Annotated in this window: 16 protein-coding genes; 8 read left to right on the top strand and 8 right to left on the bottom strand. The window is 67.8% G+C overall.

The genetic code is table 11. The features are described from left to right. Positions 1-42 precede the first annotated feature (42 nt). The gene (locus tag AUL32_RS11575) at positions 43-1,398 is read right to left on the bottom strand and encodes a DUF6538 domain-containing protein (RefSeq protein WP_062115005.1); all 1,356 of its coding nucleotides are present in this window, start codon (positions 1,396-1,398) and stop codon (positions 43-45) included. Positions 1,399-2,333: 935 nt separating this feature from the next. On the opposite strand from AUL32_RS11575, the gene AUL32_RS11570 reads away from it, so the two are divergent. Then, positions 2,334-4,343 (top strand): HAMP domain-containing methyl-accepting chemotaxis protein, encoded by a 2,010-nt coding sequence (locus AUL32_RS11570; RefSeq protein WP_192847453.1) that lies wholly within the window; start codon positions 2,334-2,336, stop codon positions 4,341-4,343. Between the two features lie 456 nt (positions 4,344-4,799). Here the strand turns inward: AUL32_RS11570 and AUL32_RS11565 are convergent, their stop codons facing one another. After that, a complete protein-coding gene (locus AUL32_RS11565; RefSeq protein WP_061973112.1) occupies positions 4,800-5,189 on the bottom strand; it encodes a hypothetical protein in 390 nt (129 codons plus the stop codon). A 238-nt stretch (positions 5,190-5,427) separates the two neighbouring features. On the opposite strand from AUL32_RS11565, the gene AUL32_RS11560 reads away from it, so the two are divergent. Next, the gene (locus AUL32_RS11560; protein ID WP_062114998.1) at positions 5,428-6,549 is read left to right on the top strand and encodes an ABC transporter ATP-binding protein; all 1,122 of its coding nucleotides are present in this window, start codon (positions 5,428-5,430) and stop codon (positions 6,547-6,549) included. Between the two features lie 26 nt (positions 6,550-6,575). Here the strand turns inward: AUL32_RS11560 and AUL32_RS11555 are convergent, their stop codons facing one another. Together AUL32_RS11555 and AUL32_RS11550 are read right to left on the bottom strand one after the other, a co-directional pair. Continuing rightward, entirely contained in the window at positions 6,576-8,264 is a 1,689-nt protein-coding gene (locus AUL32_RS11555; RefSeq protein ID WP_062114995.1) for an ABC transporter permease, read from the bottom strand. Positions 8,265-9,168: 904 nt separating this feature from the next. Beyond that, positions 9,169-10,149: an ABC transporter substrate-binding protein gene (locus AUL32_RS11550; protein WP_374700952.1), complete on the bottom strand. Its 981-nt coding sequence runs from the start codon at positions 10,147-10,149 to the stop codon at positions 9,169-9,171. A 335-nt stretch (positions 10,150-10,484) separates the two neighbouring features. Here AUL32_RS11550 and ilvD point away from each other — a divergent pair, with 335 nt between their 5' ends. Continuing rightward, positions 10,485-12,332 (top strand): dihydroxy-acid dehydratase, encoded by a 1,848-nt coding sequence (ilvD, locus tag AUL32_RS11545; protein ID WP_061973106.1) that lies wholly within the window; start codon positions 10,485-10,487, stop codon positions 12,330-12,332. Positions 12,333-12,439: 107 nt separating this feature from the next. Here the strand turns inward: ilvD and AUL32_RS11540 are convergent, their stop codons facing one another. Further along, entirely contained in the window at positions 12,440-12,640 is a 201-nt protein-coding gene (locus tag AUL32_RS11540) for a hypothetical protein (RefSeq protein WP_061973104.1), read from the bottom strand. A 298-nt stretch (positions 12,641-12,938) separates the two neighbouring features. Between AUL32_RS11540 and AUL32_RS11535 the strand changes: the two genes are divergently transcribed. From AUL32_RS11535 to AUL32_RS11515, 5 genes are read left to right on the top strand one after another with little or no spacing between them, the layout of a single operon-like run. After that, complete coding sequence (locus tag AUL32_RS11535) at positions 12,939-13,862, top strand: metallophosphoesterase family protein (protein WP_062114989.1); 924 nt, start codon at positions 12,939-12,941, stop codon at positions 13,860-13,862. 29 nt (positions 13,863-13,891) lie between these two features. Then, on the top strand, positions 13,892-15,046 hold the full coding sequence (locus AUL32_RS11530; RefSeq protein ID WP_062115088.1) for an ABC transporter ATP-binding protein: 1,155 nt from the start codon (positions 13,892-13,894) through the stop codon (positions 15,044-15,046). Next, positions 15,039-15,974, top strand: coding sequence for a carbohydrate ABC transporter permease (locus tag AUL32_RS11525; RefSeq protein WP_061973101.1), 936 nt, complete (start codon positions 15,039-15,041; stop codon positions 15,972-15,974). The genes AUL32_RS11530 and AUL32_RS11525 overlap by 8 nt, the downstream gene beginning before the upstream one ends. After that, positions 15,974-16,810 carry a carbohydrate ABC transporter permease gene (locus AUL32_RS11520; protein ID WP_062114987.1) on the top strand — a complete coding sequence of 279 codons (837 nt, stop codon included), beginning with the start codon at positions 15,974-15,976 and terminating at the stop codon, positions 16,808-16,810. Before AUL32_RS11525 ends, AUL32_RS11520 begins: the two co-directional genes overlap by 1 nt. A gap of 50 nt (positions 16,811-16,860) precedes the next feature. After that, positions 16,861-18,126 (top strand): ABC transporter substrate-binding protein, encoded by a 1,266-nt coding sequence (locus AUL32_RS11515; RefSeq protein ID WP_062114985.1) that lies wholly within the window; start codon positions 16,861-16,863, stop codon positions 18,124-18,126. Between the two features lie 79 nt (positions 18,127-18,205). Here the strand turns inward: AUL32_RS11515 and AUL32_RS11510 are convergent, their stop codons facing one another. The 3 genes from AUL32_RS11510 to htpG all read right to left on the bottom strand — a co-directional run bounded on the left by AUL32_RS11510 (position 18,206) and on the right by htpG (position 23,725). Further along, on the bottom strand, positions 18,206-20,413 hold the full coding sequence (locus AUL32_RS11510; RefSeq protein ID WP_244497827.1) for a TonB-dependent siderophore receptor: 2,208 nt from the start codon (positions 20,411-20,413) through the stop codon (positions 18,206-18,208). Between the two features lie 113 nt (positions 20,414-20,526). After that, on the bottom strand, positions 20,527-21,531 hold the full coding sequence (locus tag AUL32_RS11505; RefSeq protein ID WP_062114982.1) for a LacI family DNA-binding transcriptional regulator: 1,005 nt from the start codon (positions 21,529-21,531) through the stop codon (positions 20,527-20,529). 310 nt (positions 21,532-21,841) lie between these two features. Next, a complete protein-coding gene (gene htpG, locus AUL32_RS11500; protein ID WP_062115083.1) occupies positions 21,842-23,725 on the bottom strand; it encodes a molecular chaperone HtpG in 1,884 nt (627 codons plus the stop codon). Positions 23,726-23,867 lie beyond the last annotated feature (142 nt).

Below are 23,867 nucleotides of genomic sequence, written 5' to 3'. Positions count from 1 at the left end.
TCGCAATTGTTAAGGGTTTGAAACGCCGTATGGAGAGAAGTCTCAGCCTGCCAGCTTGACAGACTCGACGCACTGCCGCGCCTGTTCCAGTAGGGGGCCGGCCGAGTACCGACCAAGTGTCATCCCCTGCCGCTTGTGGCCCACCACCGCCGCGATGATGTGCTCGGGTTGGCCGGCTCGCTCCGCCTCTGTGATGAACCAGCGCCGGAACGAATGGAAGTTCACGAGGGACCGCCTCTTGCCGTCTATCTGTTCATCCACACCCACCGACCGGCGATAGTCTGTGAAGGCACCGGATGCCTTGAAGGACCGCTCACGCAGGGACGTGGAGGACTTCGGGGCCGGCCATTCGGGAAATAGATCGGCTACGGTACCCTTGCCCTCTGTGCGACGCTTTACGATGCCTTGGAGCGCCGAATGGATGGGCACGGCTCGGACCGCCGTCTCCTTCTTCTGAGGCTTGAAGAGGAAGACCCCATCCACGCAATCCCCCACCTTCAGGTCCACAATCACGTCAAGGCGGGCGCCCGTTAGCGCTGCGATCCGCATGAGGTCTTGCATCTCGGGGGAGGCGGGGCCACCCAAGAGTGTGAGCATTTCGGCTTTCGAGAATGGGCGCTCCAATTCATTGTGAGCCGCCTTCGGCTTGGGCAGCTTCAAGCCCTGCCACACGTTGGTCTCTGCGTGCTCACGGTGGACCATCCACTTCCAATAGCGGCCCAGGCGGTTCAGATACTTCTGGAGGGTGACAGGGCTTTGGCCTTCGGTGACGGACCCCATGCCATCCATGAAGCGGACAGCCACCTTCCTCGTGATGGCTTGGACGGTGGGCGGTACGCGGTTCTGGGCGCACCACTGTTCAAGGTACTTAAGCGCCCGCTCATCGTCGGCCCGTGTGCGCGGCTTAACGGTCTGGTGCTTGAGGTAATCCGAATGGAAGTGCCCAAGGGGAGTGGCCGCCCCAGTTGCCATCTGGGCGAAGAGCTTTGCATCTTGCTCGCGCTGCGGATCGTAGACCACCTCCACAACGCCTCCTGGGTGATGCTCCTCCCGAAGTGGCCTCCCTGCGATCTCCTCGACTCGGAGCGCTAAAGCATCATCCAGATGCGCGAAGTCTTCGACGGTTTGTGCACGCAACCGCATGGCCGCGATCGCGAGAGCTTCGCGAGCCAACGGGTCCTTGCCCCCTCGCTTCAGGGCCGCCTCAATGGCTGCTTTGAACTCCGCCACCACCTGCCACTTAAGGCGATTGGCGACGGCGAGGCTATCAGTGTTGAGGGACCTTTTGAGCTTGGTGCCCATCTCCGGGTGGAGGGCTCGGGGCACTGACACGACGACGCGCCACTTGCCGTCCTTGTTCTCCAGATAGCGAGTGTCGGCGGGTGCTGCGCGGGCCATTCCACTCCTTGCGTACCCTGTTGCGTACCCGGAGTGAGTACCCGAGAACCCTTGTAATGTCGAGGTTTCCTTGTACTCCAGGGGTCTAGGAAGCGAATGCGGAGTGCCCGATTGGCTCCACCATCTTTCCTTAAAAATAAAAATCACCCGGACTTGATAGACACGTTCGATCCTGTGATTGGCTTCTGCGCTATGCCGTTGCGGCGATGCGTATGAATGCGCGGACGTCCCGAGCCGACGCTCGCTTGCGCTTTCGCTGAATGATCCCGAGTGTCTCCTCCGCCTTGCGGTCGATAGGTTGAGCAGGCCTTGCTTCTTGCATCACGGCGCTGGTCGGCTAGCGCAGCCGGCGGCGCGCGAGGCTCGCGCAGCTTATATGTCTGTCGCGGGAGATCGACTGGAATGGGCCTATAGAGGCTCAACGCGGGGTGCCTGCGCTCCAGGGAGTTTTGTCCGGCAGAAGATGGCTGCCTTTTTGTCCTTTCCCCGCGAGCCGCAGCGTTACTCTCGCGCGGCAATCGCAGCGGCGGCAATAGATTCGATCAACCGTCAGGTCTGCGGCAGCGCTGGAAAAATGGGGCATGCTTCGAGTCTTCGAGTGGGCAGAACCTGTGGGAATGAGTGCGGTAGCGCTGGGATTGGCTGCGAAGGCGTTTGCCATCGTGTTCCCTTGGCGGTGGCAGAGGAAGTCGGTTTCGAAACAAGGGATCGGCTTGCTTACCCGGTCTGGCGTATCCCGGCGAATTTTGTGAGCCGGCCCAATCATGAATTGTGTAAAGACGGATTCTTTTGACATCTGTTCACGGTTCGAAAACCAAGTTTTGAGCCGTGCTTCCGGCGGCTGGCCTTCCGGCAGAAAAACTTAATTCGGCGCGATCATTTTCGGGGCGTTGGTTCCTCGCTCAAGGGCAGACCGTTTCGCCATGCGTTTTTCGATGAGAACTCGCCTTGCCCTTAGTTTCGGCGCCGTCCTGCTTCTGACGGGCGGCATCGGAGTCATGGGGCTGAACGCCCTGTCCTCCAGCGTCGATCGCTTCGAGGAGTTCGCGGGGCGCCCGTTCCAGCAAATCGAGGCGCTCGAAATCCTGTCGTCGAATCTGGAGAAGATTCGCCGCCTTCAGCGCACCGCCATCATCAGCACCGCCGCCGAGCACGCGGCGATGAAGGCCGACTATGCCAAGACCTGGCAGGAGATCGAGACTGCCCTCTCCACCTTCGACCGGGCCGTGCAGACGCCGGAGGGACGCCACGAGATCGCCGATCTGCCCGCCGCGATGGCGCGTCTGAAGGCTGTGTCGCAGCAGGCTTACGACCTTTCCTCCTCCGCCGACGTGCGTGCGAACGAGACGGGCCTCGAACTGGTCGAAGCGAGCGACAAGGCGTTCGAGGTCGCGCTCGCAGCCGTGCGCACGCCGCTCGAGACGGCCCAGAGCCAAACGGATTCGATCCGTGTCCTCGACACGATCGAACGCGCCTACTACCGCGCGCGCCTCGATCTCGGCGAGAATCTCAGCCATAGCGAAGCGGACGTGATCGCCGCCGCCAAGGAGCAACTTGCCAAGGCCGGGCCGGAGGTCGACACGCTTGTGCGCCAGCTCCGGGCCGGTGTCCCGGCGGCGGCCAGCGCGCCCGTGGCGGATCTCGGCGCTGCCTGGGGCAAGGCCTTCGAGAAATTGCAGGAAGCCCAGCGGATCGGCGAGAGCAACACGCTCAACCAGGCGCTCGCCTTCCTCAACGAACAGCAGCGCCCCGCCGCCATCGCCATGGGCGAGCGGATCGACCTCCTGGTTCGGCACGCCGAGGACCAGGCCAAGGCGCTGGTGGAGCAGGCACGCGCGGGCTATGGCGCGTTGCGGATGTGGCTGACGGCGGCCATCGTCCTCGCCGTCGCGCTGGGCGCGGGGCTTGCGTCCTGGATGGGCCTGTCGCTGCTGCGCGGCCTGCGCCTGATGGAGGAGAATGTCGATCGCATCGCCGCTGGCGACCTGTCGCACCGGATCGTCCATTCGCGCCATGACGAGGTGGGCGACCTTCTGACCCGCCTTTGCCAAACCCGCCTTCGTCTTTCGGGCACGGTCTTCGCCGTCCAGACCGCGTCTTCGAAAGTGTTCAGCGGCGCCCAGCGCTCCGCCGGCACGTCCGCCCGGCTCTCTTCCGGCTCCACCGAACAGGCCGCCGCCTCCGAGCAGGCCTCGGCCGCGATCGAGGAGATGACCGCCAACATCCGCCAGAACGCCGACAACGCCTCCACCACCGAGAAGATCGCCGCCCAGGCCGCCGAGCATGCCGGCACCACGGGTGCGGCGGTGGCGCAGTCCACCGAGGCCATGCGCGCCATTGCCGAGAAGATCGCCGTGGTGCAGGAGATCGCCCGGCAGACCGACCTCCTGGCCCTCAACGCCGCGATCGAAGCCGCCCGCGCCGGCCAGCACGGCAAGGGCTTTGCGGTGGTCGCCTCGGAGGTGCGCAAGCTCGCCGAACGCTCTCAGGCAGCCGCCGCCGAGATCGGTGACTTGTCGAGCCGCACGCTAGTGGTGGCGGAGGATGCCGGGGCGCGGCTGGAGCGGCTGGTTCCGGACATCCGCAAGACGGCGGAGCTTGTGTCGGAGATTTCGGCGGCGTGCCGGGAGCAGTCGATCGGCATCGAGCAGATCAACCAGGCGATCGGGCAGCTCGATCAGGTGACGCAGTCGAACGCCGGGGCGGCGAACGAGATGGCGGCCACCGCCGACCAGCTGTCCACGGAGGCGGGCCGGTTGCAGGAGGGAATGGCGACGTTCCATCTCAACCCCGGCGAAGCCGAGATCGTCTCGGCCGGGATCGAGAGCGGGTACGACATCCAAAGGCTTCAGGCGCTCGCGCTGGATTTTGCCGAACGGCATAGTGAGACGCCGAGCAGCCCCAAGGCGAAGGCCCAAACCGCCGCCTTGGCCGAAGCGGCCTGAGCGCCCGCCCCGCGCGGAAGGGCTCGCGCGATCCCATACGCGAAAGACCAGGTCGCGGCCTTCGGTGGCGGCCGGGTCTTTCGCGTTCTACGCCTTGGCCGTGCGATGCCGACCCGATCGGATTTGGAACCCAAGACAGACGACCCTGCCGGGGTAAGCCGGCTGGGTTTTTTGTCCGATCCTTTCGTCCCGAATGCTTGGCCAAGCGCCGTCACGTCACTTGAGCTTCGCGCCTTATGAACCCGTCGAAAGCCCTCGCCCGCCCTTGGCCCGCAGGTCTCTTACTGCCTTGTCATGACCAGCAAGCATCCGCGCGAGGTCGTGGATAGCTCTCGGTTGAGATAGCCACCCAGCGCCGTTCAGCGCAGAACCAAGCGCGATATTCCCAAACGAAAAAGGGATGCGCCTTCGCAGGCACATCCCTTTCCAAGCCTAAGACCTATGAACCGATCGGGTTCAGCGGGTCGGAGCGGTCGAGTCGATACCCGAACTGTTGCCCGGAACCGGCACGGAGGAGCCGGACTGCATCGTGTCGGTCTTCACCGCGTCACGCGGCACGACGACCCGCGAAGCGGCATCCGCCGGCATGGTGCTGTCGATGCCCGACGAATTGCCCGGGACCGGAACCGAGCTCGTGCTGGTCGGATCGGTCACGGACGGCGCGTCGCGCGTCGTGGTGATGGTCGATGCTGCGTCGGCCGGCATGGTGCTGTCGATGCCGGACGAGTTGCCGGGCACCGGCACCTTGCTCGTCGACTCCGGCGTGCCGGCGGCAGGAGCCGGCTGGGCCGAGGCGACGCCGCCCATCAGAGCCAGGGCCGTAAAAGCGATTGCGAAGGTCTTCATGGGGCTTCCATCCGTTCTTGAGGCGTCGGTGTCATTGCACCGACACAATCTTCGAGATGAGAAGCGTTCAGCCGGCGAAATGTTCCATCGCCACTTGGTCTCTCGCAAAGGAATTTCCGATGCTATGAGCGGCCGCGCTCGGCCGCCGGGCCAGCGCACGCAACGGCGTCATCCCCGTGTCACCCGGTTGTGGCAAGCGGAGCGAAAGTCGAGGCAAAACAAGCGCTTGAGGTAAGGCATGGCCGTATCGATCCACCTTCGCAAGCTCACCCGGCGCTTCGACCGGGGGCCGGCGGCGCTGGACGAGGTGTCGCTCGACATCCGCCCCGGCGAGTTTCTGGCCCTGCTCGGACCATCTGGCTGCGGCAAGACGACGCTGCTTCGCCTTATCGCCGGCTTCGAGGCGCCGAGCGCGGGAAGCCTTGCCTTCGGGGACCGGATCGTCGCCAGCGAGAGCGCGTTCGTGCAGCCCGAAGCGCGCAATGTCGCGATCGTCTTCCAGTCCTATGCCCTCTGGCCGCATATGAGTGTGGGGGAGAATGTCGGCTATCCCCTTCGCGTGAAGGGCGTTCGCGGCTCGGCGCAGGCTCAGAAGGTGGCCGAGGCGCTGGCGGCGGTGGATCTGTCGGGCTTCGAGAACCGGCGGCCCGCCGATCTGTCCGGCGGCCAGCGGCAGCGCGTGGCGCTCGCCCGCTGCCTCGCCATGGAGCCGGGCATCGTGCTTCTCGACGAGCCGCTCGCCAATCTCGACGTGCATCTTCGCGCCTCGATGGAGGAGACGTTCCGCGCCTTCCACCGGCGCACCGGCGTGACGCTAGTCTATGTCACGCACGACCAGGCCGAGGCCATGGCGCTGGCGGACCGGATCGCCGTGATGGAGCGCGGGCGCATCCTGCAACTCTCCACGCCCGAAACTCTCTATGCCGAGCCGGCGAGCGAGGCCGTGGCGCGCTTCGTCGGCCATGGCCATGTGGCGGACGCGGACCTTCTCCTTTCGCCCGGCGACGGTCGGGCGCGCGTGCGCCTGTTCGGCGTGGAGGCGGATATCCGCTGCCCTGCGGGCCTGCGCCTGCCCTCCGGGCGCCGGGGGCGCGTGTGCCTTCGGGCGGAGGATCTGGAGATCGACCGCGCCGACGGTTTTGCCGCGCGCGTCCTGTCCTCGACCTTCAAGGGCTCGCATTCGCGCCTCGTGGTGGAGCCCCTGGCCGCGCCCGGCACGCGTCTTTCGCTGCACGAGCCGAACGGGCGTGCGGAGGGCGAAAGCGTTCGGGTCGGCATTCGCGACGGCTGGCTCCTGCCCGATACGGTGAGCAACGCGCAGACGGCGCCGCGCAAGAGCTTGGCGGTGGAAGCTGTCTGAGCTTTAAACCCCGAGGGCGCTGCGTCTCACCGCGTCCAAGGCAAGGCGCCCTTGGGCAGGAGCGGCTGGAGCAGCGAGCCCAGCGCCATCAGGGCGAGGATCACCACCACCGTTACCATGGCGAGCGCCGAGGCGAGCGGGGCGCGGCCGGCATCGTCGAGATTGAACACGGCGACGCCCAGCGTCTCGTTGCCCGCCGACCAGAGCAGCGCCGAAACGGTAAGCTCGTTGAAGGCGGTCATGAAGACGAGGATGGCGCCCGCCGCCGCCATGGGCGCCACCAGCGGCAGGACGACGCTGCGCAGCCGCAGCCCGAAGCCCGCCCCGGTCATGCGAGCCGCCTCGTCCAGCGCCGGGTCCAACTGGCGCAGCCCCGCCACGACCGGGCGCAGTTCCAGAACCAGAAAACGCGCGAGATAGGCGAGGAAGATGATCCAGATCGTGTTGTAGAGGCTGAAGCCGAGGACCGGCAGCGGCTTCAGGAACAGGAGGATCGAGGCGATGCCGAGCACGATGCCGGGCAGGGCGTAGGGAATGTCGGCCGCCGCCGAGACCGCGCGCAAGAGCCGGCTCCCGCGCCAGACCAGGAGAACGCCGAACGGCACGGCGACGAAGGCCAGCACGATCGCGGCCCCGAGCGAGAGCGCGGCGGAGTTGCGAAAGGCGCGGATCGTCACGTCCTGCCGGAACAGGACCTCGGCGTAATTGCCGAGCGTCGCCGTGCCGGGGCCGAGCGGCACGCCATAGGCCGAGACGAGCGAAGTGGCGAGAAGGCCCGCAAGGGGCGCGGCCACCATCACCAGCATGAGAAGCACCACCAGCGCCTCGACCCCCAGGCGCCAGCGCCCGAGCGTGAAGGGTTGAAGCGCGGCGCCCGAGCCGCTCAGGCGGTAGTCCCGCCCGCGCAGCACGAGGGCTTGGCACCCGAAGCCGGCAAAGGCGACGAGACCGACCAGAACGGAGAGAACCGCCGTTTCGCCGATGATCGCCGGGCCGAAGCCGGCAAGGCGCTGGTAGATCAGGGTCGGCAGCGTCGTGTAGCCGGCGGGAATGCCGAGCAGGGCCGGAATGCCGAAATTGCCGACCGCCGAAACGAAGGCGATGGCCGCGCCCGCCACCAGCGGCGGCGTCATGACCGGCAGGATGACGGTGCGAAGCACCCGGCCCCGGCTCGCCCCGCAGGCGCGCGCCGCCTCCACCAGATCGCGCGGCAGCGCGCGCAGGCCCGCGCGGACCGCGAGGAACACGAGCGGCGCGTGCTGCACGCCGAGAAGGAGCATAATGCCGCCGGCGCTGTAGAGGGGATTGCGCGTGCCGATCGGCGGCGCCAGGCCCAGCGCGCCCAGAAGCGGGCTGGACGGGCCGAAGAGCTGCGCCCAGGCCAGCGCCGTCACCTGCGGGGGAATCATGGCGGGCAGGAGCGCGGCGAAGACGAGCGCCGTCTTGCCGCGAAGGTCGGTCAGCCCGACGAGCAGCGCCAGCGGCAGGCCGATCGCCACGGCGACCAGCGTGCCGACAGAGGCGGTCGCCAGCGTGTGGCCGGTGGCGATCCAAGTGGAGCGCGCCGAAAGGACTGAGAGAGCCGGCGCGAGGTCGGGCCGCCCGCCAGGCAGCACGGCTTCCACCGCCAGCCGCGCGATGGGCAGGATGCCGAAGAGCGCGACGATCAGCGCCAGTGCCGCGATCGCGGCGCGTTCCGCCCGAGGCGCCTTCACGCTGGAGCCTTCACGAACATGCCCTCATGAGACGGCCTTTCGAATGCGCCTCGCAAACCTCCGAGCGGAGGAGGGGCGAGGGAATGGGGTTCGGGGACACAAGGGCGAAGCTTGGCGGGATTGGAGGGCTTGGAGACTGTTGGACAACCCGGTCGGGTCGGCTCGTCGGAGCTTTTCCCGCCGCTCCCGAGGGCGAGACATGCCGCGCAAGCGCATTAGAACCGCGCGAGCGAGGCAGATGGCTCTCCCGTCCGTATGGACCGTTGCCAATCCTCGCCGATGCGCCCTCGCATCACTTAAGTTCGCCGCCTCGTGGACGACAGAAAATCCTCCAGCGGTCCTCCGCCACCGAATTGTCAAACGGCCTCTTAGAGCGCCTAACAAAACCTCGTGGGGTCGGGTGCCCCGGTCTTTCCGCCATGGGCTTCGTCGCGAATGCTTGGCCTGCCACCGGCATCACTTGAGCTTCGCTCCTTGCTCCCGACGAAAACCCCTCAACCATCCTCCGCCCGGAGGTTTTGTCAGGCGCTCTAAGACCCGAACCTGCACGATGGAGGCCCCGGCGAAAAGACCGGGGCGGCAAACTCCAGAGGGGTTTCCGAGGAGCACTCGACGCGTGTCGGCAACACAGCGGGAAGGGCGACGCGTAGTTCTTGCGTTCGCGAGGCGCCGAACGCCATTGATGCGAGGGCGTATCTGCGAGGATCGGCAACGGTCCTACGGACGGGCGAACCATCTGCGGCGCTCGCGCTACTCGACCGCGCGAGCATGCCCGCTGAATTCCAATCAGCCGGGCTTGCCTGATGCCTTTGTCCGGCATGATCCGGCGCCAGAGCGGGTCGGTCTTGCCTGAAAATGCTCCGGCGCGTCTCGCCCCGACGCGGCGGTGCAAGGGCGCTGGCGCTCAGCCGCCGAACAGTTCGGAGAAGCGCTTCTTGTTTTCCGCCTCGTCGGCCAGCGCCTTGGCCGCGTCGAAGGGCAGAAGCTTGATCTCTTCGCGCTTGGGGAAGCCCGCCGGGCCGGCGACGCCGTTGCGCGCCGGCAGATAGCCCTGGCGTGCGGCGAGCGCCTGGCCCTGTTCGCTCAGGAGGAAGTCGACGAAGAGCTTGGCGCCGTCCGGGTTCTTGGCGGTCTTGAGGATCGCGACCGGCTCGGTCACGGCCGAGACGCCCTCGGTGGGGAAGCTGAAGCTCACCGGCGAGCCCTTGGCGGCCTCGCGGATCGGCAGATAGTCGACGATCACGCCATAGGCCTTCTCGCCGCCGGCGACCGACTTCATCACCGCGCCGTTGCCGCCGCTCGCCGTGGTGCCGCCCTTGGCCAGCGCCTCCCAATAGGCCCAGCCGAAGTCGGGGTTCTGCGCGAGCGTCGCCACATGCACCAGGGCGGCGCCCGAGGTCAGCGGGCTCGGCATGGTGGTCTTGGCCGCCATGTCGGGGGCCAGCAGGTCCTTCCAGGCGCGCGGCGCGGCGCCGGCCTGCGTGTTGCCCATGAGGCCGGTGGTGATGAGCTTGGTGGAGAAATAGGTGTGGTCGCGATCGATCAGCGCGGCGTCGAAGCCCTTCGTGTCGGCCTCAGGGAAGGAAAGAAGCCGGTCGTCGCGCTTCAGCCCCTCCATGGTCACGCTGTCGGCGATCAGAAGCACGTCGGGCTGCGGGCTACCGGCGGTGAACTCGGCCTGGAGCTTGGCCATGATCTTCGTGGTGCCCTCGCGCACCCATTCGACCTCGGTGCCGGGATGGGCGGCCTTGAAGGCGTCGACGGTCGCCTGCGCGTCCTCGTTCGGCTGGCTCGTATAGAGCGTAATCTTGCCCTCCGCGTGGGCGCCGGCAGGCAGCGCGAGAGCGGCGAGAGACAGGCTGGCGGCAAGGCCGAACGAGCGCAGCATGAGCAATTCCCCAACAGGTCGGGCGCCTGGGCGAAGGCTCAGGCGAGATAGTCCCCTGACGCCGGGGCTTAAGCAGCCATCATGACAGTGCCATGACCTTCACGCCACCGTGAGAAGGGGAGCGGGCGCTTGTCAGATGCCTCGCCTCTGTGCGCTGGTCCTCGACTTCGCCTCGCCCGACCGCCCCGTTTCACCGGTGCCCTGCCCAAGACCGACTGACCGCCAAGGTCCTCGTTTGGGCCGGCGTGACAAAACTCCTCCCGGCAGGTGGTTGGAATGATTTGCGATTAGGTGTAATGGCGGGTACGCCCACCCGGGCAGAGGAGGTTTTCATGCCCGCATATCGTTCCCGCACGACCACCCATGGCCGCAACATGGCCGGCGCCCGTGGCCTTTGGCGCGCCACGGGAATGAAGGATTCCGACTTCGGCAAGCCGATCATCGCCGTGGTGAACTCCTTCACGCAGTTCGTGCCGGGCCATGTGCACCTCAAGGATCTCGGCCAGCTCGTGGCGCGCGAGATCGAGGCGGCGGGCGGCGTCGCCAAGGAGTTCAACACGATCGCCGTCGACGACGGCATCGCGATGGGCCATGACGGCATGCTCTACTCGCTGCCCTCGCGCGAGCTGATCGCCGACAGCGTCGAGTATATGGTCAACGCGCACTGCGCCGACGCCATGGTCTGCATTTCCAACTGCGACAAGATCACGCCCGGCATGCTGATGGCCGCCATGCGCCTCAACATCCCCGCCGTCTTCGTCTCGGGCGGGCCGATGGAAGCGGGCAAGGTCGTCTGGCCGGACGCGCGCGCCGAGAAGAAGCTCGATCTCGTCGACGCCATGATCGCCGCCGCCGACGACCGCGTGTCGGACGAGGACGTGAAGATCATCGAGCGCTCGGCCTGCCCGACCTGCGGCTCCTGCTCGGGTATGTTCACCGCCAATTCCATGAACTGCCTGACCGAGGCGCTCGGCCTGTCGCTGCCCGGCAACGGCTCGACGCTCGCCACCCATGCCGAGCGCAAGCGCCTCTTCGTCGAGGCCGGCCATCTCATCGTGGATCTCGCCCGCCGCTATTACGAGCAGGAGGATGCGGGCGTCCTGCCGCGCTCGATCGCCAGCTTCGCGGCCTTCGAGAACGCCATGACGCTCGACATCGCCATGGGCGGCTCGACCAACACGGTGCTGCATCTCCTCGCCGCCGCGCACGAGGCCGAGGTGGACTTCACCATGGCCGACATCGACCGCCTGTCGCGCCGGGTTCCCGTCCTGTGCAAGGTCGCGCCCTCGATCGCCAACGTCCACATGGAGGACGTCCACCGGGCCGGCGGCATCATGGGCATCCTGGGCGAGCTCGACCGCGCCGGCCTGCTCGACACCTCGGTCGGCTCGGTCCATGCCGAAAACCTGGGCGCAGCGCTCGACCGCTGGGACATCAAGCGCACGGAAAGCCAGACGGTGCGCGACTTCTTCCGCGCCGCGCCGGGCGGCGTGCCGACCCAGGTCGCCTTCAGCCAGGACCGCCGCTTCGACACGGTGGACGACGACCGCGAGAGCGGCGTCATCCGCTCGCTCGACCACGCCTTCTCGCTCGACGGGGGCCTCGCCGTTCTCTACGGCAACCTCGCCGAGGACGGCTGCATCGTGAAGACGGCGGGCGTGGACGAGTCGATCCTCAAGTTCACCGGCCGCGCGCGGGTGTTCGAGAGCCAGGACGCCTCGGTCAAGGCCATTCTTTCCGGCCAGATCGAACCGGGCGACGTCGTTCTGATCCGCTACGAGGGGCCGCGCGGCGGGCCGGGCATGCAGGAAATGCTTTATCCCACGAGCTATCTGAAGTCGAAGGGTCTGGGCAAGGCCTGCGCCCTCGTCACCGACGGGCGCTTCTCCGGCGGCTCCTCCGGCCTGTCGATCGGCCACGTCTCGCCGGAAGCGGCGGAAGGCGGCTTGATCGCGCTCGCCGCCGAAGGCGACCGGATCGAGATCGACATCCCGAACCGCTCGATCCATCTGGCGGTGGACGACGCGGAACTGGCGCGCCGCCGGGCCGAGATGGAGGCCAAGGGCCGCGACGCCTGGAAGCCGGCGGAGATCCGCAAGCGCAAGGTGACGACGGCGCTGCGCGCCTATGCCGCCATGACCACCAGCGCCGCCAAGGGCGCCGTGCGCCAGCTCGACTGACCGCCGCGCCCCGTTCGGGCGCAGGTCGCAAACAAGCAAAAGGGCCGGTTCGCCACGGGGCGGACCGGCCCTTTTGCCTTTGTGCTTCGCGGCTCGGGGGCCAAGCGTCAGGCCATGACGGCCGGCTCGCCCTGTCCCTCGCGCCGCATCGCCTCCGGCGCCTCGAGCTTTGCGCGGCGGGGATGGACGAAGACGCGCAGGACTTCGCGATAGGCCGAAATCCGGTGCGCCCGATGCCCTTCGGCGTCCTGATCGAGTTCCCAGACGCTGGGCGGGCGATGAAGAATGCGAAGTGTTCGTGACGACATGGTTCGAAGACTCCTACAGATACGCCAGTTCATGGCTTGAAACGAGAAAGGGGGGCTTCGTTTCCCTTCCGAAACCGCGGAGCGCCCACCCGAAGGGCGAGAGAGCCCGTCGCGCAGGGGTTGCGGGCGCGGCTTGCGGCTCCGTGTCGCGGAACCGTCCTTCGCTGTTTCGCTCCGTGCATCCTTGAAACAGTGAAACAGACGCCTTCACCAAACCGTCGCGCCGCAAGGCTACTGACCTTCGCATGAGAGCGGGCCGTCCGACCGAGCGCGGCCGCCGATCCTTGCGAAGGCCGCCATGCGCATCGTCCAGATTTCCGACACCCATCTCTCTCCGCGCGAGCCGCGCTTCGACGCCAACTGGCAGGCAGCGCTCGCTTTTCTCAAGGAGTTGCAGCCCGATCTCGTGATCCACACGGGCGACCTCGCGCTCGACGGGGCGGACGAGGCGCGCGGCGAGGCCGAGCTTGCCCATGGGGCGGCGGCCATGGCAGGTTTGGGCCAGGGCGCGCTGATCCTGCCCGGCAATCACGATGTCGGCCACTTCCCCGGCATGGCGCAGCCCGTCGACGCCGAGCGGCTGGAGCGCTGGACGCGCCTCGTCGGGCCGGACCGATTCTGCGTCGACCGGGGCGGCTGGCGGCTCGTCGGCCTCAACGCGCTTCTGTTCGGCCAGGCCGCGCTCGGCGGCGAGGAGGCGGCCTGCGCAGCGGAAGCCGCGCAATGGCTGTTCCTGGAAGCGGCGCTGGACGGGCGGGACGGGCGTCCGGTCGCGATCTTCTCGCACAAGCCGGTTTTCGTGGAGCGGATGGACGAGGGCGAAACCGGCTATTGGGGCCTGCGCCCAGCCGAGCGGGCGCGCTTCATGGCGCTTTGCGAGGCTCATGACGTGCGCCTCCATGCCAGCGGCCATCTCCATTCGCCCTGGATCGGCCGGCACGCGGGGCTCGCCATCACCTGGGCGCCCTCCACCGCCTTCGTGCTGGGCGAGGGCGAACAACTGGGGGCGAGCGGGCGCTCGCTCGGCTTCGTCCTGCACGAGCTGACGCCGGACGGCACTGTCGATAGCCGGCTTCTCGCCGTGCCTGGGCTCGAGGAATACGATTTCTCCCGCATCGGCGCCGAGATCTATCCGGCCGATGTGGGCGGCGTCGATGCCGGCACGCTTGGCGAGGCCGGCCCGCTCAGTGAAGCCGACAGGCCGAAGGAGAACGCGGCATGAGCGCGCCCTTCAGCATCGCCCCTTTCAGCATCGCCCCCTTCAGCATCGAGGGTATCGCCAAGAGCTTCAACGGCCAGCCGATCCTGCGCGATGTCGGCTTCACCGCCCGGCCCGGCGAGTTCGTGGCGCTGGTCGGCCCGTCCGGCTGCGGCAAGTCCACGCTTCTGCGGATTGCGGCCGGGCTGGAGACGCCCGATGCCGGCGCCATCCGGCTCGGCGGCGCGGATGTGACGGAAGCGCCGCCCGCCGCGCGCAACGTCGCCATGGTGTTCCAATCCTACGCGCTCTATCCGCATCTCACGGCCGGTGAGAACATCGCCGTGCCGCTGATGATGCGCGAGCTGTCCCGGCCGCAGCGACTGCCCTTTGTCGGCGGCTTTATGCCGGGCACGTCGGCGCAGCGGCGCGAGATTGGCGAGCGGGTGCGCCGCGTCGCCCGCTCGCTGCAGATCGACCATCTTCTCGACCGCAAGCCGGCGGCCATGTCGGGCGGCCAGCGCCAGCGCGTGGCGCTGGCCCGCGCCCTGGTGCGCCGGCCCGCGCTGTTCCTGATGGACGAACCCTTAAGCAATCTCGACGCCAATCTGCGCGTTCACGCGCGGGGCGAGATCGTGGACCTCCACCGCGAGGCCGGCGTGCCGACGCTTTATGTCACGCACGATCAGGCCGAGGCCCTGTCCATGGCCGATCGCGTCGCCGTGCTGCAGGGCGGGCGGCTTATGCAGATCGCCCCGCCCGCCGAGATCTACGACGATCCCACCCATCTCACCGTCGCCCGCTTCATCGGAAGCCCGCGCATCAACCTCCTGGCCGCGCGGGTCGAGGGCGACGGGACGGTCCTGGCGCGGGACGGCACGCCGCTGCCCGTGCCGATGGCTCTCGCCCTGCCGGCGGGGCGCGAGGTCACGGTGGCCGTGCGCCCCGAGCGGCTGCGCCCGACCGAGGGCACGGGCCTGCCGGCGCGCGTGCGGCGCCTCGAATTCCTCGGCTCCGACGTTCTCGTCTATTGCGACTGCGAGGCGAGCCTCGACGGCGAGCCTGTGGTGGCGCAGGTCGAACCATCGGTCGCGGCCGGCCTCGCCCCAGGCGCCGTGCTGCGGCTCGCCGCCGACCCCGCCCATTTCCTGTTCTTCGACGGCGAAGGCGCGCGTCTGCGCGCGCCGGGGGGAGGGCGGCATGAGTGAGGCGCTTTCCTTGCCCGCGATGGCCGGCGACGGTGCGTCGGCCGGTCCCAGGCCCCGCCGCGCGCGGGCGCGCCTTGCGGCCCTCGGCCTCGCCACCCCGGCCCTGGTCCTGTTTCTTCTCTTCGTGATCGCGCCGACGATCGCGGTTCTCGTGCTCGGCTTCACCGATTACGAGCTCGGCTATAGCGGTTTCCGCTGGGTCGGCTTCGACAATTACCGCGATCTCTGGAGCGACCCGGCCTTTCGCGGCTCGGTCGCCAACACCGCGCTCTATGCCGCGATCGTCACGCCCGCCTCGGTAGCGCTGGGTCTGGCCGCCGCGCTCCTGATCGAGGCGGAAACGCGGGGCCGCGCCTTCTTCCGCACCGTGTTCTTCCTGCCCGTCGCCTCGCTGGTGGTGGCCATGGCGACGGTCTGGCAATATCTGCTCCATCCCTCGATCGGCCCGGTCAACGCGCTGCTCGGCCTCGTCGGCATTGCCGGGCCGAACTGGCTGGGCTCCTCGGCCTGGGTCCTGCCGAGCCTGGCGCTGATCGGCGTCTGGCAGTCGGTCGGCTTCAACATGGTCCTGTTCCTGGCCGGCCTCCAGGGCATTCCGCGCGATCTCTACGCGGCGGCCGAGGTGGACGGCGCGGCCTCGGCCTGGCAGCGCTTCCGCCTCGTCACCTGGCCGATGCTGGGGCCGACCACGCTCTTCGTCGCCATCATCTCCACCGTCAACGCGGTGAAGGTGTTCGAGACCGTGAAAACGCTGACCGAAGGCGGCCCGAACCGGGCGAGCGAAGTGCTGCTCTTCTCCATCTATCAGGAGGGCTTCGTCTATCTGCGCGTCGGCTATGCCTCGGCCATGACGGTGGTCTTCCTCCTCGTCCTCGTCGTGCTCATGCTGCTCCAGCACCGGGCGCTCGACCGGAAGGTCCATTACTGATGCGCGCCGCTTCGCTCTCTCCCGCGCGGGTTCTGCGCCTGTCGCTGCTCGTGCTCGGCGCCTTCGTCATGCTGGCGCCCTATCTCTGGATGCTCTCGGTCGCGGCCAAGGGGCAGGCGGAGGTCTTCTCGGCCACGCTCTCGCTCTGGCCGAGCGAGTTCCACCTCCTTGAGAACCTCACCAAGGCCTTCACCCGCGTTCCCATGGGCTGGCTGCTGCTCAACGGCGTCATCGTCTGCGGGCTGATCCTCCTGATCCAGGTCGCGGTCGCCATCCCGTGCGCCTATGCCATGGCCAAGCTACCGCTGCCGGGCGCCAAGCTCCTGATGGGCATGGTCATGCTCGGCCTTCTGGTCCCGATCCACGCCACGGCGCTGCCGCTCTATGTCGCCTTCGACAAGGCGGCGCTCCTCAACAGCTACACCGCGATGGTCGCGCCCTTCTCCATCTCGGTCTTCGGCATCTTCCTGTTCCTGCAGTTCTTCAAGGGCTTGCCGGACGATCTTCTCGATGCCGGGCGACTGGACGGGATGGGCGAGGTCTCGCTGCTCCTGCGCGTCGTCCTGCCCAATGCCTGGCCGGCGGTCACCGCCTTCTCGATCTTCTCGGTGGTGGCCCATTGGAACGACCTGTTCTGGCCGCTGATCGTCGTCTCCGACACGCAATACGCCACGCCGCCGCTCGGCCTCCTGTTCTTCCGCGCGGCGGAAGCGGGCGACGACTACGGCGCGCTGATGGCGGCGACCTTGGTTGTCACCCTTCCCCTCGTCGCAGGGTTTCTGCTGGCTCAGAAGCACTTCGTCGAGGGCATCACCATGACCGGCCTCAAGGGCTGAGATCCGGTCAGCCACTTTCGCCTTCCCCTTTCTCCCAAGGAAATCAACCCATGATCTCTCTCAAGTCAGCGGTCGCGGCTCTCGCGCTCGCGGCGAGCTTCGTCGTGCCGGCCTCGGCCGAGACCACGCTCACCGTGCACTATCCCATGCCCGGCTTCTTCAAGGACGTGATGGACACGATCTCGAAGAAGTTCATGGCCGAGAACCCCGACATCAAGATCCAGTTCGCCAGCCCGTCCGAGAACTACGAGCAGGGCGTGCAGACGATCATGCGCCAGGTCGGCACGGCCGAGGCGCCCGACATCACCTTCATCGCGCTGAACCGCCTGCGCATGGTGACCGAGCGCGACGTGCCGGTGGATCTCGGGCCCCTCATGGCCAAGGAAGGCGATCCGGCCAAGCTCGGCTATTCCGACACGCTCTTGAAGCTCGCGCAGGTCGACGGCAAACAGGTCGGCCTCGCGTTCGCCGCCTCGACGCCGATTATGTACTACAACGCCGATCTGGTGCGCCGGGCCGGTGGCGACCCGGACCAGCCGCCCAAGACCTGGGACGAGGTGATCCAACTCGGCGCCAAGATCCAGGCGCTGGGCGAGGGCATCTCGGGCATCGACTTCCGCTGGCAGAGCGACGACTGGATGTTCTCCGCGCTGCTCTTCGGCGGCGGCGGGCACATGCTGACGCCGGACATGAAGACGGTCGCCTTCGACGGGCCGGAAGGGCAAAAGGCCTTCTCCATCCTGTCGCGCATGGTGAAGGAGGGCGGACTGCCCGTTCTCACCAAGCAGGCCGGCGAGCAGGCCTTCGTCGCCGGCAAGATCGGCATGGCGTTCCAGACCACGGGCGCGCTGCGCAACACGATCAAGAATGTCGGTGAGAGCTTCGAGCTTCGCACCGCGCGCCTGCCGCTGGTGGACGCTGAGAAGGGCCGCCTGCCGACCGGCGGCAACGCCGCCGTCATCCTGACGCGCGACGCCGACAAGCAGGCCGCCGCCTGGCGCTTCGTGAAGTTCGCCACCGGCCCCTTCGGCTCGGCCACCGTGGTGCCCGGCACAGGCTACGTGCCGACCAACGAGCTGGCCGCGACCTCGCCCGAGTATCTCGGCGACTTCTATGCCAAGAACCCGCTCTTCCAGGCGGCTCTGAAGCAGAAGGACATCATGGTGCCCTGGTTCGCCTTCCCCGGCTCCAACGGCGTGCGCATCACCCAGGCGATCGTGGACAACGAGTCGCGCGTGGTGGAGCAGAAGGCCACCCCGGAAGACGCGCTCAAGGACGCCGCGAGCGAAGTGCAGCGCCTCCTGCCGCGCCGCTGAACGCCTCGCATCGATGCAAAAAGGGGGAGCGGCCCGGCCGCTCCCCCTTTTTCATGTCCGGTGGTGAGGCGCTTTGCGCCTACCACTCGACCGTCAGCTTGCCCGTGACCCGGCGTCCCTCGCCATAGAAGCAGTAGAAGTCGCGGTTGCCGCAGGAGGCGACATAGTCCTTGTCGAAGAGGTTGCTGGCGTTGACCGAGAGTTTGAACTGGTCCCGCTCGTAGCTGAGCGCGGCGTCCACCACGGTCGCTCCCGGCACCTTGAACGTGTTGGCGTCGTCGCCGAAGCTGGAGCCGACATAGCGGATGCCGAGCCCCGCGCCGAGCCCGTCGAACATCGAACCGTTGTGGATCGTGTAGTCCGCCCAGGCCGAAACCGTGTTGTGCGGAATGGTGGTGGGCATGCGCCCCTCGTTGCCGCCATCGGGGTCGCTTGTGATCTCGACGTCGAGATAGGTGTAGGCGAGGCGCAGGTCGAGATTGTCGGTGAGGCTCGCCGTGCCTTCCAGCTCGACGCCGCGCGAGGTGATCTGCCCGGTCTGGCGCGCCTCGAACGTGCCGCCCACCGCGTCGTAGCGAATGGCGTTGTCGCGCACGATGTCGAACACCGTGGCGGTGACGAAGCCGTTCCAGCCCGGCGGCTGGTACTTCACGCCGCCTTCCCACTGGCGCCCGGTCTCCGGCTCGAACAGGGCGCCGGTGGCGGTCGTGTCGAGCGGCGGCAGGAAGGATTCGGAATAGCTGACGAAGGGCGCGAGGCCATTGTCGAAATTGTAGATCAGCCCGGCGCGGCCGGTGAAGGCATTGCTCCGCCTGGAGGTCTCGTCGTCGGTCAGGCGGTTGGTGGATTGCGTCTCGGCAAAGTCCTGCCGCCCCGAAAGGGTCAGCGACAGGCGGTCGAGCTTGATCTGGTCCTGGATATAGACGCCGGTCTGGTTCTGCCGGACGTGCCGGTCGGTGTAGGTATAGAGGTAGTCGACCGGGTTGCCGTAGCGCGGCGCGAAGACATTGAGCGTCGAGGCGCCGTAGATGTCGATGAGATCGTCGTAGCCGGTATAGCGATAGTCGAGCCCGCCGAGCAGCGTGTGCTGGAGAACGCCCGTCTCGAACTCGGCCTGAAGCTGATTGTCGACCGAGACCGTGTCGATGTCGGCCTCGCCCGAGCCGGCATTGCGGTTGAGAATGCCCGCCGCCTCGTCCAGATAGCCGCCGCCATAGACGCTGCGCTCCGAATGCGACAGGCGGGAATAGCGCGCGTTCTGGCGGAAGGTCAGGTCCTCGTTCAGCTTGGTGTCGAACTGCCAGCCGACCGAGCCCATGTCCGTGTCGTAATTGTCGAAGTCGGGCTCGCCGAGGAAGCGGCTGCGCGGAATGCGCCGGCCCAGATTGTCGGTCACCGTGCCGGAATAGGGCATGAACTGGAGGCCCCAGCCGGCGCGGTCGCGCTGGTAGTTGCCGGTGAGCGTCAGCGTGGTGTCGGCGTCGGGCTGCCACTGGAGAACCGGGGCGATGAAGAGCCGGTCGTCGTCCACCGTGTCCACCTGGTTCTCGGCCGTGCGGGCGACGCCCGTCAGGCGATAGCTCCAGGGGCTGCCGTCCGCGATCGGGCCGGACAAGTCGAAGCGCCCTTCCAAAAGGCCGAACGAGCCGCCGAGCACCTGCACCTCGCGAAGCTGCGTCTCCGTCGGCTTCTTGGTGACGTAGTTCACGAGGCCGCCCGGTCCGTTCTGGCCGTAGAGCGGGGAGGAGGGGCCCTTCAGGATCTCGATGCGCTCGGCGCCGTAGGGATCGAGGCCGAGGAAGTTGATGATCGAGGTCGAAGGCAGGCGCAGCCCGTCGATGAAGCTGGAATTGGCCGTGGCGTCGAAGCCGCGAATGTTGAAGCCGCCGAAGCGCGTGTCGGAGCCGCCGGTGATTTCAGGCGTCACGCCCGCGGTGTAGCGCGTCGTGGCGCGGATCGAGCGCTGCTCCTGCCGCTCGATCTGGTCGCTGGTCACCACCGAGATGGATTGCGGCGTCTCGATCAGCGGCGTGTTGGTCTTTGTGGCACCGGCGCTGCGTTTGGCGACGAAGCCTTCCTGCTCGTTGACGCCGCCGGGGCCGGTGCGCCCGTTGCCGGCCTCGCCGCTGCCCTCCACCGTCACCGTGTCGAGAACCACCGTGTCCTGCGCCATCGCCGCGCTTGGTGCCAGCACCGCCGTGCCGAGGGCCAGAAGGGCCGTCGAGCCCATAAGGGCGGCGAGGCGAAGCGACCGGACGGCGGGGGGAAGGGAGGGGGAGGCGCGCATGGAAAGCCACTCACGTAAGGCGATAATATGACCGTGTTAGTCATATTATCGCCTTAGGAAAAGCGCCTTCCGGCCGCGATCTCTCGCGCGCGACCCTGTGTGATGCAAATATGCTACGCCGAAGCTTCCGGCGGCGGCGGGCCGAGCGAGCCGCCGGGACGGTACCCGAAGGGCAGGTCGAGCCCGTGCGATGGCGCGCCGCGCTCCACCATGTCGAGCAGCAGAGACGCCGCGCAGGCGCCCATGGCCTGGTTCGGCAGTTCCATCGTGGCGAGCGTCGGCACGGCGAGGCGGCCGAGTTCGATCCCGTCGAAGCCGACCACCGAGACGTCCTCGGGAATGGCGAGGCCCAGCCGCCGAAGCGCGCCCATGGCGCCCAGCGCCAGAAGGTCGTTGGAGGCGACGATGGCGGTGGGCCGATGCCGCTCCATGGTTTCGGTGAGATCGACATGGGCGTAGTCGTCGACGAAGGACACCTCGCTCGCCGGCAAAACCGGCAGGCCGGCGGCCCGCAAGCTGTCGCAGAAGCCCTCGTAGCGGGCTCGGGCGCGGTCCGAGGCGGTGAAGTTGCCCGACAGGAAGAGAAGCCGCCGATGGCCCGCCGCCAGCACCAGATCGGTGAGCTGGCGGGCGCAAGCGCGGTTGTCCAGCGTCACGGCGGCCGAAGCGCCGGAAACGGCCGGCGGCTGATGGAGAAAGACGCAAGGGGGATGCGAGGCGACGAGGCTGGGCGGCGGCCGCGCGGCGTCGCAAAGGGTCAGGATCAGCCCGGCCGGCCGCTCGGCCAGCAGCGTCTCCACCGCTTCGCCCTCCTCCTCCGCCTCGTAGTTGGACTGGGCGATCAAAACGCCGTAGCCGCCGAGCCGCAGCCGCCGCTGCAGGGCGGAGAGGATGGTGGCGAAGACCGGGTTTCCCATGCTGGGAATGAGCACGCCGACGAGGCGCCCCTGGCGCGCGGGCGTCGGGTCCACCGGCGGCGCGCCCGAGCGCAGCCGCGTTTCCGCCTCGCGAATGGCGCGCAGGAGCGGCGGGGCGACGCGGCCCGGCGTGTTGAAGGCCCGGCTCACCGTCGCCGCCGAACAGCCGGCGACGCGGGCGATCTCGCGATAGCTCACCATGCGATCGTCTGGTCTTGCCGCCGTGTCCGCATCATCAGAGCGACCCCTGCCGATGCCCCGAAGGGCATCCTCAGGGCAGCTTTGGCCGGGCCGATCCGCTTTGTCGAGTCCGCGCCGCCCCCGCTGGTGCTAGACGCAAGCGAGGCGTGTGGAAGGCGCGCGAGCCGGCCAAGGCATCAACCCGGGCGGGTTCCGAAGGTGGATATCGGCCGTCTCGCAGCGAAGCGGAGAGCGACTCAGACGCCGTTCACCGCGCCGCTGCGGAACGCGCCCCGCCGAACCTCAAGTCCGGCAAGGCGCGGGATGCAGGTCATCCCGCAGCGCGCGTCAGCACGCGGGCGAGGCGCGCCGAGAAGCCGCGCGGGTCGAGCGGCGCCTCGCCATCGGCGATCCGCGCCTCGTCGAACAGGAGATGGGCGGCGTCCGCGCGCAAATCGGACTCGGCCTCGCTGAGCCGGCTCAGCCGCTCCACCAGCGCGTGGCGCGGGTTGATCTCCAGAACCGGCTTGGCGGCGGCCGGGGCGCGGCCGGCGCTGGCCAGAAGCCGCTCCAGTTGGCGGTCCATGGCGTTGTCGGGCGCCACGAGGCAGACCGCGCTTTCGCGCAGGCGCTCGGAGGCGCGCACGTCCGACACCGTGTCGCCCAGCGCCGTCTTCACATAGGCGATGAAGCCGCCCACCTCGTCGGACACCTCAGCGCCGTCCGCCTCGCCTTCGGGCAGGGCGATCTTGCTCAAGTCCGCCAGACCCTGCGTCACCGACTTGAAGGGCTTGCCGTCGAACTCGACGCCGCCGGTGACCCAGAAGCTGTCGACATGGTCGGGCAGAAGCAGAACCTCGACGCCCCGCGCGCGAAAACCTTCGAGCTGGGGCGAGGCGCCGAGGCGCTCGGCGTCGGTGCCCACGGCGTAGTAGATGGCGTCCTGGCCCTCCTTCATCGCCTCGGCATAGGCCTTCAGCGAGCGCCAGGCGTCGCCCGAGCCGGTGGTCTTGAAGCGGGCGAGCGAGAGCAGCGCGGCGCGCCGGCCGTAATCCTCGTAGATACCCTCTTTCAGGACGGCGCCGAAGGTTTCCCAGATCTTGAGGTAGCGCTCGGGCTCCTTGTCCGCGATCTTCTCCAGCTCCGACAGGACGCGGTTGGTGACGCCCTTCTTGATGGCGGCGAGCGCCGGGCTTTCCTGGATCATCTCGCGCGAGACGTTGAGCGGCAGGTCGGCCGAATCCACGAGGCCCCGCACGAAGCGGAGATAGCGCGGCAGGATTTCCGCCTCGTCGGTGATGAAGACGCGGCGGACATAGAGCTTCATGCGCCCGGCGCGGTCGGGGTCGAACAGGTCGAACGGCTTGCTCTCCGGCACGAAGGCAAGCACGGAATATTCGTGCAGCCCTTCGGCGCGGTAGTGCAGCGTCAGCGCCGGCTCGTCGTACTGGCCGGCGAAGGAGCGGTAGAAGTCGGTGTAGTCCTCCGGCTTCAGCTCGGCCTTGGGGCGCAGCCAGAGCGCGGCGCCGTCGGTGATCTCGCGCGGCTCGGCCTCCGGCGTTTCGCGCAGCGAGATCGGCACCGGCACGTGGCCGGACTGCGCCTTGATGGTGGACTCCGCCGTGTACGGGTCGGCGTAGCGCGCGGCGTCTTCCTTGAGGTGCAGCGTCACGCGCGTGCCGCGCTCGGGTGCCTCGGCAAGCTCGGCGGGCTCGATCGAATAGGTGCCGAGCCCGTCGGAGCGCCAACGCGTCGCCTCCTCCGAGCCGGCGCGGCGCGAGACGACCTCGACCTCGTCCGCCACCATGAAGGCGGAATAGAATCCGACGCCGAACTGGCCGATGAAATGGCTGCCCTCGGCCTCCTTCGTGCCGGCGACACGCTCCATGAAGGCCTTGGTCCCCGAGCGGGCGATCGTGCCCAGCGCCTCGGACAGTTCGGCCGCGCTCATACCGATGCCGTTGTCCTCGATCACCAGACGCTTGGCCTCGGCGTCGAGCACCACCTCGATGCGGAAGGGTTGGTCGCCGCCCGACAGCGCGGCGTCGCTCAGGGCCTCGAAGCGCAGCTTCTCGCAGGCGTCCGCCGCGTTGGAGATCAGTTCGCGAAAGAAGACGTCCTTGTCGGAATAGACCGAGTGCACCATCAGGTGCAGGAGCTTGGCGACGTCGGCCTCGAAGGGACGGGTCTCGGGCGCAGCGGGTTCAAGGGTCATGGTCGCGTCCAAACGGCTTGCCTGTGGAGTTGGAGGGTGGGTTCGAGCCGCCAGATGGCGGCGCCCGCGCCGTTTTTCAAGCCATGCGGGGCCGGCGCGGGGTGGCTGCGAAGGGGGAAATCTTTAGAGTTTACGTATAGGC

Source organism: Aureimonas sp. AU40, from assembly GCF_001463785.1.
In the GTDB taxonomy this organism is placed as follows: Bacteria; Pseudomonadota; Alphaproteobacteria; order Rhizobiales; family Rhizobiaceae; genus Aureimonas.
The sequence above is the reverse complement of the archived record's forward strand: the minus strand, read 5'-3'. Positions and strand labels throughout refer to the sequence as shown.

Bases quoted from the DNA above. Each gene is read 5' to 3' on its own strand.
- AUL32_RS11575 (WP_062115005.1), bottom strand. From the start codon at position 1,398: ATGGCCCGCGCAGCACCCGCCGACACTCGCTATCTGGAGAACAAGGAC.
- AUL32_RS11570 (WP_192847453.1), top strand. From the start codon at position 2,334: ATGAGAACTCGCCTTGCCCTTAGTTTCGGCGCCGTCCTGCTTCTGACG.
- AUL32_RS11565 (WP_061973112.1), bottom strand. From the start codon at position 5,189: ATGAAGACCTTCGCAATCGCTTTTACGGCCCTGGCTCTGATGGGCGGC.
- AUL32_RS11560 (WP_062114998.1), top strand. From the start codon at position 5,428: ATGGCCGTATCGATCCACCTTCGCAAGCTCACCCGGCGCTTCGACCGG.
- ilvD (WP_061973106.1), top strand. From the start codon at position 10,485: ATGCCCGCATATCGTTCCCGCACGACCACCCATGGCCGCAACATGGCC.
- AUL32_RS11540 (WP_061973104.1), bottom strand. From the start codon at position 12,640: ATGTCGTCACGAACACTTCGCATTCTTCATCGCCCGCCCAGCGTCTGG.
- AUL32_RS11535 (WP_062114989.1), top strand. From the start codon at position 12,939: ATGCGCATCGTCCAGATTTCCGACACCCATCTCTCTCCGCGCGAGCCG.
- AUL32_RS11525 (WP_061973101.1), top strand. From the start codon at position 15,039: ATGAGTGAGGCGCTTTCCTTGCCCGCGATGGCCGGCGACGGTGCGTCG.
- AUL32_RS11520 (WP_062114987.1), top strand. From the start codon at position 15,974: ATGCGCGCCGCTTCGCTCTCTCCCGCGCGGGTTCTGCGCCTGTCGCTG.
- AUL32_RS11515 (WP_062114985.1), top strand. From the start codon at position 16,861: ATGATCTCTCTCAAGTCAGCGGTCGCGGCTCTCGCGCTCGCGGCGAGC.
- AUL32_RS11510 (WP_244497827.1), bottom strand. From the start codon at position 20,413: ATGCGCGCCTCCCCCTCCCTTCCCCCCGCCGTCCGGTCGCTTCGCCTC.
- AUL32_RS11505 (WP_062114982.1), bottom strand. From the start codon at position 21,531: ATGGTGAGCTATCGCGAGATCGCCCGCGTCGCCGGCTGTTCGGCGGCG.
- htpG (WP_062115083.1), bottom strand. From the start codon at position 23,725: ATGACCCTTGAACCCGCTGCGCCCGAGACCCGTCCCTTCGAGGCCGAC.